Raw genomic sequence first — 13,633 nt, forward strand, 5'->3', positions numbered from 1 at the left:
TGACCATGCCGGACCTGCATGTATTGGTGACCGGGGGCGCCGGGTACATCGGCACGCACACGCTGGTGGCGATGCTGGCGGCCGGCCAGCGGCCGCTGGTGCTGGACGACTTCAGCAACGGCAGCCGCGAGGCCGTGCGCCGCGTCGAGCGCCTGTGCGGCGTGGAGATTCCGCTGGTGGAAGGGGATATCCGCAGCCCCGGCCTGGTCGAGGCGGTGCTGGCCGAGTCGGCCGCGCGCGGCGCGCCGGTGCAGGCGGTGCTGCATCTGGCCGGCAGCAAGGCGGTGGGAGAGTCGGTCGCCGATCCGCTCAAGTACTACGACAACAACGTCGGCGGTTCGGTGGCGCTGTTGCGCGCCATGCGCGAGGCGGGCGTGGCGCGCATGGTGTTCAGTTCGTCGGCCACCGTCTATGGCGAGCCGCAGTATCTGCCGTTCACCGAGGCACACCCGCTGGCGCCGACCAATCCCTATGGCCGCACCAAGCTGATGGTGGAAGAGGTGTTGCGCGACGTCTGCCGGGCGGACTCCGCCTTCAGCGCCGTCACGCTGCGCTACTTCAATCCCATCGGCGCGCACCACAGCGGACGGATCGGCGAAAGCCCGCGCGACATCCCGAACAATCTATTTCCCTTCATCACCCAGGTGGCGGTGGGCCGCCAGCCCTTTCTGCGGGTGTTCGGCGACGACTATGACACGGCCGACGGCACCGGCGTGCGCGACTATCTGCACGTCATGGACCTGGCGCAAGGGCACGTGCAGGCGCTGGCATACTCGGAGGGCCATCCCGGGTTTGTGGCGGTCAATCTGGGAACGGGGCAGGGCACCAGCGTGCTGGAGCTGGTGCACGCGTTTGAAAGGGTCAATGACTGCCGGATTCCGGTGCGCACGCAAGCCCGCCGTCCCGGCGACATCGAGCGGATGTGGGCCGATCCCGCGCTGGCGGCCACTTTGCTCGGCTGGCACAGCACGCATGGCGTGGACGCCATGTGCGCGGACGGCTGGCGCTGGCAGCAGGGCAATCCACAGGGCTATGAGCAGGACGCGGGGACATAACCCCTGCGCCGTGTCGGATGGGTTCCGCGAAATCGGCGCGAGCGGTTACAGTTGACGGAAATATTGCGAAGCAGCATCGCCCGGCGGCCAGGCCGCCGCGGCCATGCACCGTCAACGAGGCGCACCCATGTTTGAATTCAATCCCTCTACCGGCTTCCAGCGGGAGCCGCAGCCATGAGCGGGCCGACCTACAGCGCGCCGGCCCATTGGAACCTGGACGGCATCGTGTCCGGCCTGCGCGAAGCGCGCGTGGCCTGGCGCGGTCCCCGCGGCCGCCTGCGCGAAGACGCCGGCCTGCGCGAATTCCCCTCGCAGGAAAGCCTGCGCCAGATCGTCAAGGATCTCTGTGGCGCCTTGTTCCCGATGCGCCTGGGACCGATCGACCTGCGCGAGGAGGTCGAGGACTTCTACGTCGGCCATACCATCGGCGCGGCGCTGGACGGGCTGCTGCACCAGGTCTGCCTCGAGCTGCAGTACGTGGGCCGGCCCGAACAGGCGCCGCCCGCGGACACGCGCCAGCGCGCCATCGAGATCGTGCGCCAGTTCGGCGCCGAACTGCCGCGCGTGCGCGCCGCGCTGGATCTGGACGTGACCGCCGCCTATCAAGGTGACCCGGCCGCGCATAACGTGGACGAGGTCCTGCTGTGCTATCCGGGCGTGGCGGCGATGATCCATCACCGCCTGGCCAATGTGCTGTACCGCCTGGGCGCGCCGATGCTGGCGCGCATCGTGGCGGAAATCGCGCATGCGGACACGGGCATCGACATCCACCCCGGCGCCACCATCGGCCGCAGCTTCTTCATCGACCACGGCACCGGCGTCGTGATCGGCGAGACCGCCATCATCGGCGACCGCGTGCGCCTCTACCAGATGGTCACGCTGGGCGCCAAGCGCTTCCCGCCGGGTGAAAACGGCGAACTCAAGAAGGGCCTGGCGCGTCACCCCTTGATCGAGGACGATGTGGTGATCTACGCTGGCGCGACGATTCTGGGCCGCGTCACCATCGGCAAGGGTTCGACCATCGGCGGCAACGTCTGGCTGACCCGCAGCGTGCCGCCGGGCAGCAACGTGACCCAGGCCAGCCTGGTCAGCGACATGCCCGATTGCGGCCTGGGCGGCTGAGCGGCGTTTGCGGTCTGTACTGCGGCCGGCACTGAGGAGCCTGGATGGACACACGAGTCTCTGATCTGGCCGCGCTGCGCGGCTTTGTCGACCGCCACCCGCGGCTGTTCGTGCTGACGGGGGCGGGCGTCAGCACCGACTCCGGCATCCCCGACTATCGCGACACCGAAGGCGAATGGAAGCGCAAGCCGCCCATGACGCTGCAGACCTTCATGGGCGGGGAGCTGGCGCGGGCGCGTTACTGGGCGCGCAGCATGGTGGGCTGGCGCCGCTTCGGCCACGTGCAGCCCAATACCTCGCACCGGGCGCTGGCGCGGCTGGAGTCGCGCGGCCGCGTCTCGGTGCTGGTGACGCAGAACGTCGATGGCCTGCACGAGGCCGCCGGCAGCCGCGACGTCGTCGACCTGCACGGCCGGCTGGACGAGGTGCGCTGCATGGCCTGCGATTGGCGCGGCGGCCGCCAGGCCTGGCAGGAGGCGCTGCAGGGCGGCAATCCGGACTGGGTGCAGTTGGATGCCACGGATGCGCCCGACGGCGATGCCGACCTGGAGGGCGAGGACTTTGCGCGCTTTCAGGTACCGCCCTGTCCGCGCTGCAGCGGCATCGTCAAGCCGGACGTGGTTTTCTTTGGCGAAACCGTGCCGCGCGAGCGGGTGGACCGCGCCAATGCCGGCCTCATGAACGCCGACGCGGTACTGGTGGTGGGCTCATCGTTGATGGTGTATTCAGGCTACCGCTTCGTGTCCGCGGCCTCGCGCAACGGCATGCCGATAGCTGCCATCAACCTGGGGCGCACCCGCGCCGACAGCATGCTGACCCTGAAAGTGGAACTGCCTTGCGCCGAGGCGCTGGACGCTCTGTAACACGCCCGAAGGCCGGCCGGTTTTTGACCGGTCTAAGCAAGTGCTTGCCCTGCAAAGGTTTTTTTCTGCTGTTACAGACCTTTCCATAGGGTTGTCCACAGGAACTGGGGATAACTCCTAGGGATAACCCCGAGTTTTTGACCTTTTCCCGGGGGCGTTTGTCAAGTCTCGGCGGCGTCCGCCATGTCCCCCATTAGCGCCTTGCGGGCCGCGTGCCAGCTGCCGGCGTCCGGCGCATACAGCAGGCCGCCGCTGCGGTGCGTGGGCTTGTAGGGAGAGCCGTCGAAGTGGGCCGCATAGCCGCCGGCTTCCCGGTGCAGCAGCCAGCCGGCCGCGTGGTCCCAGGCGGTCAGCTGGTTGTAGAGCGCGATGTGGCAGTGCCCGGCGGCCAACATGCGGTATTCGTGCGCGGCGCAACGCAGCGAGGCAGTGCTGCCCAGGCGCGACAGATTACCGTTGACGGTCGTGCGCAGCGGTTCGGGCAGGGCGCCGGTCGAGATCAGGCCGTCCATGTCCTCGGGCGGCGCGGGGCTGGCCACCGCGAGCTGGACCTGCTTGCCGTTTTCGTATTCCATCCAGGCGCCTTCGCCGCGCACGGCGAGCGCGCTGTCGCGGCTGACCGGGTCGTAGATGACGCCCGCGATCACGTCGCCGCGATGGCAGGCGGCGATCATCATGCCGAAGAGCGGCAGGCCGGCCACGTAGTTGCGGGTGCCGTCGATGGGGTCGATCAGGAACGCCAGGTCGGCGTCGACCAGCATGTTCAGCAGGGCGGGGTTGCGCGCCGAGGCTTCCTCGCCGATCAGCACGGCGCCCGGGTGCAGCTTGGCCAGGCGCGCTCCGATCAGGCGCTCGGCGGCTTCGTCCGCGTCGGTCACGAGGTCGCGGGCGGAGCTTTTGCCGCGCACCGCCCCTTCCGGCAGATTGCGAAAGCGGGGCATGACTTCCGCCTGCGCCGTTTCGGCCAGGATGGCGGCAAGCCGGCGGGTGTCCTCGCGGGTAAAGGTTCTGCTCATACGGACTCGTTCGTTCAGGGAACGCGCAAATCTACCATGCCGGGCGCGGGCCGGGATGCAACCTGTCAGACTGCCGGAATCCTGCCGGGGAAAAGCGCGCGGCCCCCGCCGGCAGGTGCCGGCGGGGGCCGCGCGCAAGGGGCCGTCAGGCGCCCAGGTCCACGCAGAGGTACTTGATCTCCAGGTACTCTTCGATGCCGTACTTGGAGCCTTCGCGGCCCAGGCCGGATTGCTTGACGCCGCCGAACGGGCCGACTTCATTGGAGATGATGCCGGTGTTGATGCCGACGATGCCGTATTCCAGCGCCTCGGACACGCGCCAGATGCGGGCGTAGTCGCGGGTGAAGAAGTAGGCGGCCAGGCCGAAGATGGTGTCGTTGGCCATGCCGATGACTTCCTGTTCCGTTTCGAAGCGGAACAGCGGGGCCACCGGGCCGAAGGTTTCCTCGGTCGCGAAGCGCATGGACTGGGTCACGTCGCGCACCACGGTCGGTTCGAAGAAGGTGCCGCCCAGCGCGTGGGGCTTGCCGCCGGCGATGACGCGGGCGCCGTGTGCGGTGGCGTCGGCGATGTGTTCCTGCACCTTTTCCACGGCGCTGCTGTCGATCAGCGGGCCCTGGGTCACGCCGTCGCCAAAGCCGTCGCCGACCTTCATGGCCTCGACCTTGGCGACCAGGCGCTTGGCGATCTCTTCGTAGACGCCGGACTGTACGTAGATGCGGTTGGCGCACACGCAGGTCTGGCCCGCATTGCGGTACTTCGAGGCCAGGATGCCGTCGATGGCGCGATCCAGGTCGGCGTCGTCGAACACGATGAAGGGCGCGTTGCCGCCCAGTTCCAGCGACAGCTTCTTGATGGTGGGGGCGCATTGCTCCATCAGCGTGCGGCCGACTTCGGTGGAGCCGGTGAAGCTCAGCTTGCGCACCACGTCGCTTTCGCACAGGGCCGCGCCGATTTCGCGCGAGCTGCCGGTGATGACGTGGAAGACGCCGGGGGGCACGCCGGCCTCTTCGGCCAGCACGGCCAGCGCCAGCGCGGTCAGCGGGGTCTGCTGGGCGGGCTTGACCACCATGGTGCAGCCGGCTGCCAGGGCCGGGCCGACCTTGCGCGTGATCATCGCGGCCGGGAAGTTCCACGGCGTGATGGCGGCGGTGACGCCGATGGGCTGCTTGAGCGCCATCAGGCGCTGGCCCGCCTTGGGGCTTTGCAGGATGTCGCCATCGATGCGCTTGGCTTCTTCGCCGAACCACTCCAGGAACGAGGCGGCGTAGGCGATTTCGCCAGCGGCTTCGGTCACGGGCTTGCCCTGTTCGGACGTCATGATGGCGGCCAGGTCCTGCTGGTTCTGCATCATGAGCTGGGCCCACTTCAGCAGGATCGCGGCGCGTTCCTTGCCGGTCTTGGCGCTCCAGGCGGGCAGGGCGGCCTCGGCGCTGGCGATGGCCTGTTCGGCTTCCTTGCGGCCCAGCTTGGGCACGGACACGATGGTCTTGCCGGTGGAGGGATTGTCCACGGGGATGGACGGGCCGTTCCCGGCGGCTACCCACTTGCCGTCGATGTAGCAGGCGTCGCGCAGCAGATCGGGGCGCGCCAGGGGATGGGTCAGTGCGGTCATTGTTGGAGTCTCCTTGAGAGGATGCGGTGGGCCAGGAAACGCTTGCGGGCGTGGCGGGTAACCCGCTACGCCCGCAAAACTTGTGCCTGCCCGCCGAAATACCGGTTGTTCAGGCCCTGTGCGTCAGGCGGCGAGCGCCTCGGACAGGATGGCCAGCGCGCTATCGAACTGCGCATCGGGGATGGTCAAGGGGTACAGGAAGCGCAGGACGTTGCCGTACACACCGCAGCTTAGCAAAATCAGACCCTTTTCGATGGCGCGGGCTTGCACGCGCTTGACCGCTTCCGCGTCCGGCTTGCCGGTGGCGGGATCGTTCAGTTCCAGGGCGACCATGGAGCCCAGGCCGCGCACGTCGGCGATGCCCGGAACCTTGGCGCGCAGGCCTTCCAGATGCGCGCGCAGCTTGTCGCCCAGGGCGACGGCGCGTTCGCACAGCTTTTCCTCGGCGATCACGTCCAGCACGGCGTGCGCCGCGGCGACCGCCAGCGGGTTGCCGGCGTAGGTACCGCCCAGGCCGCCGGCGGCGGGCGCGTCCATGACGTCGGCGCGGCCGACCACGCCCGAGATCGGGAAGCCGCCGCCCAGGCTCTTGGCCATGGTGATCAGGTCGGCCTGGACCGAGTGGTGTTCCATGGCGAACAGCTTGCCGGTGCGGCCGAAGCCGGTCTGGACTTCGTCGGCGATCAGCAGGATGCCGTGTTCGTCGCAGACCTTGCGCAGCGCCGTCATCAGCTCAGGCGGGGTGATGTTGAAGCCGCCTTCGCCCTGCACCGGCTCGATGATGATGGCCGCGACGCGCTTGGGATCGATGTCGCACTTGCACAGCAGGTCCAGCGCCTTGAGCGAGTCCGCCACGCTGATGGACTGAGTGGCGTTGGGGAAGGGCACGTGATAGATGTCGCCCGGCATCGGGCCGAAAGACAGCTTGTACGGGGCGACCTTGCCGGTCAGCGCCATGCCCAGCATGGTGCGGCCGTGGAACGAGCCCGAGAAGGCGATGACGCCCGAGCGGCCGGTGGCCGAACGCGCGATCTTGACGGCGTTTTCGACGGCTTCGACGCCGGTGGTGAAGAAGGCGCTCTTCTTCAGGCCGTCGATGGGGGCGAGGCGGTTGATGCGCTCGGCCAGCGAGACATAACCTTCGTACGGCACGATCTGGTAGGCCGTGTGCGTGAAGTTGTCCAGCTGCGCGGAGACCGCGGCCTTGATCTTCGGGTGCAGGTGGCCCGTGTTCAGGACGGCGATGCCGCCTGCGAAATCGATGTATTCCTTGCCATTGGCGTCCCACAGGGTGGCGTTTTCGGCGCGCACCGCGTAGAAGTCGCACATGACGCCGACGCCGCGGGGCGTGGCCAGGGAACGGCGGGTATTCAGGTCCTGATTCTTCATCTCAGCCTCGAAGAGCATGATGGGCGGGAAAACCTTATTTAATGCTACGATGGCCCCATTTGTGGGAACCACTTTTATAAATCAGGTAGAACCAATTGCGGTCCATAGTCGGTGACTTGCTGCAACTGCGGCTGACGGACGGCTCCAGCGAGCCCATGAACAAGCGGCTGTACCGCGGCATCCGGGAAGCCATCCTGGACGGAGCCATTGCGGCGGACTCGCGCCTGCCCGCCTCGCGCGACCTGGCGGCCGAACTCGGCATCGCCCGCAACACCGTGGTCCACGTCTACAGCCAGCTGCTGGCCGAAGGCTACACCCGCAGCCGCCAGGGCAACGGCACCTTCGTCAATGCCTCGGTCCCCGATTCCTACCTGGATAGCGGCCGGCGCAAGCGCCAGCCGCCGCCCGCGCAGCCGCGCCCGGCGCTGTCGCCGCGCGGCGCCGCCATCGTCGACAGCGTGTCCGCGTCGCCCTACCAATGGGGCGCCTTCATGCCCGGCGTGCCTGACCTGACCGAGTTCCCGCACAAGAAGTTCGGCCGAATTTTCAGCGCGCTGTGGCGCAATCCCTCGCCCGATCTGCTGACCTACGCCTACGGCGGCGGGCTGCCGGCCCTGCGCGAGGCGCTGGCGCAGCATCTGGCGCTGACCCGCTCGATCGATTGCGATCCCGAGCAGATCATCATCACCGAGGGCTCGCATCAGGCCATCGACCTGACCACCCGCATCCTGGGCGAGGCCGGCGAGACCGCCTGGGTCGAAGATCCGGGCTATTGGGGGGCGCGTACCGTGCTGCAGGCCAACGGCCTGCACACCGTGCACCTGCCGGTGGACGAGGAGGGCATGCGCCTGCCGGAGACCGTGGGCACGCCGCCGCGCTTCATCTTCGTCACGCCGTCGCACCAGTATCCGCTGGGGCCGGTCATGTCGCTGACGCGCCGGCGCCAGTTGCTGGCGGTGGCGCGGCAAAGCGGCAGCTGGATCATCGAGGACGACTACGACAGCGAATTCCGCTTCTCCGGCCGGCCGATCGCCTCGCTGCTGGGGCTTGAGCCGGACGCGCCGGTGATCTACATGGGCACCTTCAGCAAGACCTTGTACCCGGGCCTGCGGGTAGGCTATCTGGTGCTGCCCAAGACCCTGACCGCCGCGTTCCAGGCGGCGCACGCCGAGCTCTACCGCGAAGGCCACCTGATGACGCACGCGGCCCTGGCCACGTTCATCTCGGAAGGCCACTACGCTGCCCACATCCGCCGCATGCGCATGTTGTACGGACGCCGCCGCGCCATGCTGGTCAACCTGATCGAGCGGCGGCTGGGGCCGGATTGGCTGCATCGCGACGCCAGCATGGCGGGGCTGCATCTGGTGTTGACGCTGCCGCAGGACATGGACGACCTGCGCGTGGTGGACGTGGCGCGCGGCAAGGGCGTGTTGACGCGCGCGCTGTCGCGCTACTACGTCAACGACGAGGGCCGCCGGCCCGGCCTGTTGCTGGGCTACGCCTGCGTGCCCGAGCACGACATCGCGCGCAAGTTCGAGGTGCTGCTGGAAAGCCTGAACGAAGTGGCGCGCGCGCCCGCGGCGCTGGCGGCGTCAGGCGGGCGCTAGCGCCGCCGCGAAAGCCGCGGCGTTGCGCATGCCCTGGTCTTCGAAGTTGGTATTGAACACTGCGTGCGCCTGGGCGCTTTGCGCCGCCAGCCGCGCAAAGCGCTCGGCCAGTTCGGCCAGTTCCTGTTCCGAGTATTCGTACTGGAAGCGGCTCGAGGACGCGGCGCCCGACACGTTCCAGGTGGCCGTGTTGCGCCCATGCAGGCGCAGCAGCGTCAGCTCCGGGTGGGTGCATTCCCAGACGGCGGGTACGGTGTTGTCAAAGCCTTGGGGGCTGTCGACCACCGTATGCGCCACGCCAAGATCACGTTCGAAGGCCAGGGTGTCGGCAGTGGCGGCCGGCGACTCGAACCAGCTGCGGTGGCGGAACTCCACGGACACCAGATGTTCCTCCATGCGCCGCGCGCAGTCGGCGACCCGCGCCCGCCCGCGCGCATCGCGCCGGATCCAGGGTGGAAACTGGAAATGCACCGCGCCCAGCTTGCCGGCCATGCGCAGTGGTTCCAGCGCAAGCGGGTAGCGGCGCCAGAGTTCGTCGCGCAGGTCCGCGGGCATCTGGTCGTGGTAGATGACGGGCTCGGGCCAGTCGGGCAATTCGCGCCGGATGTCCGCGGGCAGCGCGGACAGCGGCGTCTGGTGGCCGGTGAATAGCCGGAAGGCCTTGATATTGAAGACGAAATCGTCCGGCGTGCGCTGCGCCCACAAGTAGGCGTTTTCGGCCGTGGGCATGGCGTAGTAGCTGGAATCGACCTCGGCCATGGGGAAGCGCGAGGCATAGAAGCGCAGCCGCGCTTCGGCGCTGCGGACCTCGAGCGGGTAGAAGCGGCCGCAAGCCAGCAGGGTGGGGTCGGTCCAGGAGGCGGTGCCGGTCAAGAGGCGCATGGCCACGGGCAAATCAGACTTTATTGAAAAAATTCTGTATAAATATACAGTGTTCATCCGAAGCCCGGCAATGTCCGGGCTCGCCGTTTTCAGCGGCTGCAATGCTGCGGCCCCGCCCCATGTCCGACCAAACCGATACGTCCTCCCCGTCCGCCGAGCGCCCCGATCCCCTGGCCGATCTCAATCCCGCCCAACGCGAGGCCGCCGAGTTCGGCGTGGCCGGCGCGCCGGGCGACGACGGCCCCCTGCTGGTGATCGCCGGGGCCGGCTCGGGCAAGACCAATACGCTGGCCCATCGGGTCGCGCATCTGATCCTGAACGGCGCCGATCCCCAGCGCATGCTGCTGTTGACCTTCTCGCGCCGCGCGGCGCTGGAAATGGAGCGGCGCGTGGGCTCGGTGCTGCAGCGGGTGATGAGGCTGCGCGCCACCCAGCAAGCGCCGTCGCTGCCTTGGGCCGGCACCTTCCATGCCATCGGCGCGCGTCTGCTGCGCGATTGCGCGCAACGCATCGGCCTGTCCGAAGCCTTCACCATCCATGATCGCGGCGACGCCGAGGACCTGATGGGCATGGTGCGCCACGAGCTGGGCCTGTCGTCCACCAAGTCGCGCTTTCCGCTCAAAGGCACCTGCCTGGCCATTTACTCGCGCGTGGTCAACAGCCAGACGCCGGTGGCCGACGTGCTGAAGACTTCCTTCCCCTGGTGCGCCCAATGGGAAGACGAACTCAAGAACCTGTTCCGCGCCTACGTCGCGGCCAAGCAGGACCAGCAGGTGCTGGACTATGACGATCTGCTGCTCTATTGGGCCGAAATGATGGGCGATCCCGGTATCGCCGCGGACGTGGGGGCGCGCTTCGACCATGTGCTGGTCGACGAATACCAGGACACCAACCGCCTGCAATCCGCCATCCTGATGGCAATGAAACCCGACGGCCGCGGCCTGACGGTGGTGGGCGACGATGCCCAGTCCATCTATTCGTTCCGCGCGGCCACGGTGCGCAATATCCTGGACTTTCCGGGGCAGTTCCCGACGCCGGCGCGCGTCATCACGCTGGACCGCAATTACCGCTCCACCCAGCCCATCCTTAACGCGTCCAACGCCGTGATCGGCCTGGCCACGGAGCGCTACGCCAAGGACCTGTGGACCGACCGCCAATCCTCCCAACTGCCTGAGCTGGTGACGGTCAGCGACGAAGCCGGCCAGGCGCGCTGGGTGGCCGACCAGGTGCTGGCGCAGCGCGAGGGCGGGGCCACGCTCAAGTCGCAGGCGGCGCTGTTCCGCACCGCCAGCCACAGCGCCGCGCTGGAACTGGAGCTGACCCGGCGCAACATTCCCTTCGTCAAATTCGGCGGCCTGCGCTTCCTGGAGGCCGCGCACGTGAAGGACCTGCTGTCGCTGCTGCGCTGGGCGGAGAATCCGCGCGGCCGCATGGCGGGCTTTCGCGTGGCGCAGCTGCTGCCGGGCATCGGGCCCGCCACGGCCGGCAAACTGATGGACGCCATGTCGGCCTCGGCCGAGCCCTTGCGCGCGCTGCGTGAATTCAAGCCGGGCGCGGCGGCGCAGGAAGAGTGGGGCGCCTTCGCCGATACTTATGCGGCCTTGTGCGATCCCGCGCTGAAATGGCCGGCCGACGTGGACCTGGCCTTGCGCTGGTACGGCGCCCAGCTGGAACGCCTGTACGACGATGCGCGCGTGCGCCGCGCGGACCTGGACCAGCTGGCGCGCATCGCCGCGGGCTACGGCACGCGCGAACGCTTCCTGACCGAGCTGACGCTGGATCCGCCGGACGCCACCAGCGACGAGTCCGGCGCGCCGCATCGCGACGAGGATTACATGATCCTGTCCACCATCCATTCCGCCAAGGGCCAGGAATGGAAGGCGGTCTACGTCCTGAACGTGGTGGACGGCTGCATCCCGTCCGACATGAGCACCGGCACGGCCGAGGAAATCGAGGAAGAGCGCCGCCTGCTGTACGTGGCGATGACGCGTGCCAAGGAGCGCCTGCAGCTCATCGTGCCGCAGCGGTTCTATGTACACCAGCAGACCGGCATGGGCGACCGGCACGTCTATGGATCGCGCACGCGCTACATCACCAATGCGATGCTGCCGCTGTTCGACCACCTGCCCAAGCCGCCGGAGCTGCCCGAGGGACGCGGCATGCCCAAGGCGCCGCAGGCGCCCAGCGTGGACGTGGCCAAGCGGGTGCGCAACCTGTTCTCGTAGGCTGGGCTATCATCGCCCGATATATAAGCTGTCCAGCAGGGATCGCATTGCAAAAGGGTGTTTATGGCTACTGAAGAACAGGCCGCCGACGACTCGAAGAGAGAGGTCGTCGCATCGATCGCCTATGTGAACGGACGGCGGGACCGCGAGGTTCCCATCGACGAAGTCGCCCAGTACGTCAGCCAGGACCACGGCATGCTGTGGATCGGCCTGCGCAATCCGCGCCCGGAAATGCTGGCCAAGGTCGCCAGCGAACTCGGCGCCTGCGACAAGAACCAGGAAGAAATGCTGGAGTCCCACCGGCGGCCGAAGATCATCGACTACGGCAACATGATCCTGATCGTCGCCATCACGGTGGAGGTCGAGGCCGAGCGCCCCATCTTCGGCGAGACCCAGTTCCTTATCGGCGACGGTTTCCTGGTCACGGTGCGGCGCGGCGCCACCGCCGGCCACAGTCCCTTGCGCGAACGTCTGGAAGCCTCGCCCGACCTGCTCAAGCGCGGCAGCGATTATGTGGCCTCGGAGTTGCTGGATTGGCTGGTGGACCGCTATGTGGCCGCGGCCGGCAAGATCGAATCCGTGGTCGAAGGCGCCGAGCAGAAGCTGCTGATCCGCGGCGCCAAGGACTCCGACATCCGCAGGCTGTACCGCCAGCGTCGCGACCTGCTGCGCATCCACACGGTGGTGTCGCCGCTGGCCGAGATCTGCCGCCGCCTGGCGCGGGTCGAGATGTCGGCGGTGGACGAACACGCCCGTCCGTACTTCGGCGAGGTGGCCGACCGCGTGCTGCGCGTGGACGAACTGTTCAACTCGCTGCGCGAATCGCTGGCGTTCGCCTTTGAAGCCAGCCTGATGATAGGCCAGGCCGCGCAGAACGACACCACTCGCAAGTTGGCCTCCTGGGCTGCCATCCTGGCGGTGCCCACGGCCATCGCCGGCATCTACGGCATGAACTTCGAATTCATGCCCGAACTGAAGTCGCCCCTGGGCTATCCCATCACGCTGGGCGTCATCGCGTCGGTCTGTTCCTTCCTGTACTGGCGGTTCCGCAAGTCGGGCTGGCTGTAGCGCGGACGTCCCGGATAGGCCGCCGGAGTCGGGGCCTTTATGGCAAACTGCCTGCGTTTTCCTACCTGGAGCGCAGGCGGTGCGTGGCAAACCTAACTTTCGCGGCGGCAGCAAGCTGACCGCCCTGATCGTCGCCCTGATACTTGCGGCGGCAGGCGCCATCGTCAATTGGCTGCAGCCTTCAGGGACGCCGGGCCAGGACCGGGCCGAACGTCCGGCCCCCACGTCCCAGGGCCGGTCCGGCGCGACGCTGGCTGGCGGTATTCCGCAGGGCAGCTATACGCTCACGGGCATGATCGTGAACGTGGCCGACGGCGACACCGTGACCTTGCGCGCGCCCGACGGCCAGCACCGCATCCGCATGGACAGCATCGACGCGCCCGAAGAGGGCCACGGATCCGACCAGCCCGGACAGCCTTATGCCGAGGCCGCACGCAAGAATCTGGCCGATCTGGTCGCGGGCAAGACGCTCACCGCGCAATGCTACGAGAAGGACCAGTACGGCCGGGAAGTCTGCGCCCTGATCCTGGACGACGGCCGCTCGGCCAACCGCCTGCAGGTGGAGGCCGGCTACGCCTGGGCCTACACGGCGCGCCAGGGGGACTACCTGCGCGACAAGGCCATGCCGGACCTGCAGCGCCAGGCCAAGTCGGCCGGCCGCGGCCTGTGGGCGCAGCCCGGCGCCATGCAACCCTGGAAGTGGCGCTACGACTGCTGGCGGCAGCGCCAGTGCGGCTGAACCACGGCGGACCCGGCCGGGATGCCCCGTCTGATGGCGACCGGCCCTGGGG

General features: G+C 68.0%; 11 protein-coding genes. 7 read left to right on the forward strand and 4 right to left on the reverse strand.

Features of this window, described 5'->3' with window-relative positions; all coding sequences use genetic code 11:
• Positions 1–5: 5 nt before the first annotated feature.
• The 3 genes from galE (at position 6) to FOC84_RS23500 (ending at position 3,040) form a co-directional block, all read left to right on the forward strand.
• Complete coding sequence (gene galE, locus FOC84_RS23490; protein WP_173146561.1) at positions 6–1,055, forward strand: UDP-glucose 4-epimerase GalE; 1,050 nt, start codon at positions 6–8, stop codon at positions 1,053–1,055.
• 174 nt (positions 1,056–1,229) lie between these two features.
• Entirely contained in the window at positions 1,230–2,177 is a 948-nt protein-coding gene (gene epsC / locus FOC84_RS23495) for a serine O-acetyltransferase EpsC (RefSeq protein WP_173146562.1), read from the forward strand.
• A gap of 44 nt (positions 2,178–2,221) precedes the next feature.
• A complete protein-coding gene (locus tag FOC84_RS23500) occupies positions 2,222–3,040 on the forward strand; it encodes an NAD-dependent protein deacetylase (RefSeq protein WP_173146563.1) in 819 nt (272 codons plus the stop codon).
• Between the two features lie 161 nt (positions 3,041–3,201).
• Here the strand turns inward: FOC84_RS23500 and FOC84_RS23505 are convergent, their stop codons facing one another.
• From FOC84_RS23505 to FOC84_RS23515, 3 genes are all read right to left on the reverse strand, one after another.
• On the reverse strand, positions 3,202–4,056 hold the full coding sequence (locus tag FOC84_RS23505; RefSeq protein WP_173146564.1) for an inositol monophosphatase family protein: 855 nt from the start codon (positions 4,054–4,056) through the stop codon (positions 3,202–3,204).
• A 145-nt stretch (positions 4,057–4,201) separates the two neighbouring features.
• Positions 4,202–5,671, reverse strand: coding sequence for an NAD-dependent succinate-semialdehyde dehydrogenase (locus FOC84_RS23510; RefSeq protein ID WP_173146565.1), 1,470 nt, complete (start codon positions 5,669–5,671; stop codon positions 4,202–4,204).
• 123 nt (positions 5,672–5,794) lie between these two features.
• Complete coding sequence (locus tag FOC84_RS23515) at positions 5,795–7,060, reverse strand: 4-aminobutyrate--2-oxoglutarate transaminase (RefSeq protein WP_173146566.1); 1,266 nt, start codon at positions 7,058–7,060, stop codon at positions 5,795–5,797.
• 95 nt (positions 7,061–7,155) lie between these two features.
• Between FOC84_RS23515 and FOC84_RS23520 the strand changes: the two genes are divergently transcribed.
• Complete coding sequence (locus tag FOC84_RS23520; protein ID WP_367949475.1) at positions 7,156–8,667, forward strand: PLP-dependent aminotransferase family protein; 1,512 nt, start codon at positions 7,156–7,158, stop codon at positions 8,665–8,667.
• Here FOC84_RS23520 and FOC84_RS23525 read toward each other — a convergent pair.
• Complete coding sequence (locus FOC84_RS23525) at positions 8,653–9,549, reverse strand: DUF72 domain-containing protein (RefSeq protein WP_173150365.1); 897 nt, start codon at positions 9,547–9,549, stop codon at positions 8,653–8,655. The two genes, FOC84_RS23520 and FOC84_RS23525, sit on opposite strands and share 15 nt — an antisense overlap.
• A 119-nt stretch (positions 9,550–9,668) precedes the next feature.
• Between FOC84_RS23525 and FOC84_RS23530 the strand changes: the two genes are divergently transcribed.
• The 3 genes from FOC84_RS23530 to FOC84_RS23540 all read left to right on the forward strand — a co-directional run bounded on the left by FOC84_RS23530 (position 9,669) and on the right by FOC84_RS23540 (position 13,581).
• Positions 9,669–11,774, forward strand: coding sequence for an ATP-dependent helicase (locus tag FOC84_RS23530; RefSeq protein ID WP_173146567.1), 2,106 nt, complete (start codon positions 9,669–9,671; stop codon positions 11,772–11,774).
• Between the two features lie 63 nt (positions 11,775–11,837).
• Positions 11,838–12,842: a magnesium and cobalt transport protein CorA gene (locus FOC84_RS23535; RefSeq protein WP_173146568.1), complete on the forward strand. Its 1,005-nt coding sequence runs from the start codon at positions 11,838–11,840 to the stop codon at positions 12,840–12,842.
• A 79-nt stretch (positions 12,843–12,921) separates the two neighbouring features.
• On the forward strand, positions 12,922–13,581 hold the full coding sequence (locus FOC84_RS23540) for a thermonuclease family protein (protein ID WP_173146569.1): 660 nt from the start codon (positions 12,922–12,924) through the stop codon (positions 13,579–13,581).
• The last annotated feature ends 52 nt before the right edge of the window (positions 13,582–13,633 follow it).

Origin of the sequence: Achromobacter pestifer, assembly GCF_013267355.1 — a bacterium.
GTDB classification, from domain to species: Bacteria; Pseudomonadota; Gammaproteobacteria; order Burkholderiales; family Burkholderiaceae_B; genus Achromobacter; species Achromobacter pestifer_A.

Excerpts from the sequence above, each read along its gene's own strand:
- FOC84_RS23500 (WP_173146563.1), top strand. The coding sequence starts at position 2,222 with ATGGACACACGAGTCTCTGATCTGGCCGCGCTGCGCGGCTTTGTCGAC.
- FOC84_RS23510 (WP_173146565.1), bottom strand. The coding sequence starts at position 5,671 with ATGACCGCACTGACCCATCCCCTGGCGCGCCCCGATCTGCTGCGCGAC.
- FOC84_RS23505 (WP_173146564.1), bottom strand. The coding sequence starts at position 4,056 with ATGAGCAGAACCTTTACCCGCGAGGACACCCGCCGGCTTGCCGCCATC.
- epsC (WP_173146562.1), top strand. The coding sequence starts at position 1,230 with ATGAGCGGGCCGACCTACAGCGCGCCGGCCCATTGGAACCTGGACGGC.
- FOC84_RS23515 (WP_173146566.1), bottom strand. The coding sequence starts at position 7,060 with ATGAAGAATCAGGACCTGAATACCCGCCGTTCCCTGGCCACGCCCCGC.
- FOC84_RS23535 (WP_173146568.1), top strand. The coding sequence starts at position 11,838 with ATGGCTACTGAAGAACAGGCCGCCGACGACTCGAAGAGAGAGGTCGTC.
- galE (WP_173146561.1), top strand. The coding sequence starts at position 6 with ATGCCGGACCTGCATGTATTGGTGACCGGGGGCGCCGGGTACATCGGC.
- FOC84_RS23530 (WP_173146567.1), top strand. The coding sequence starts at position 9,669 with ATGTCCGACCAAACCGATACGTCCTCCCCGTCCGCCGAGCGCCCCGAT.
- FOC84_RS23525 (WP_173150365.1), bottom strand. The coding sequence starts at position 9,549 with ATGCGCCTCTTGACCGGCACCGCCTCCTGGACCGACCCCACCCTGCTG.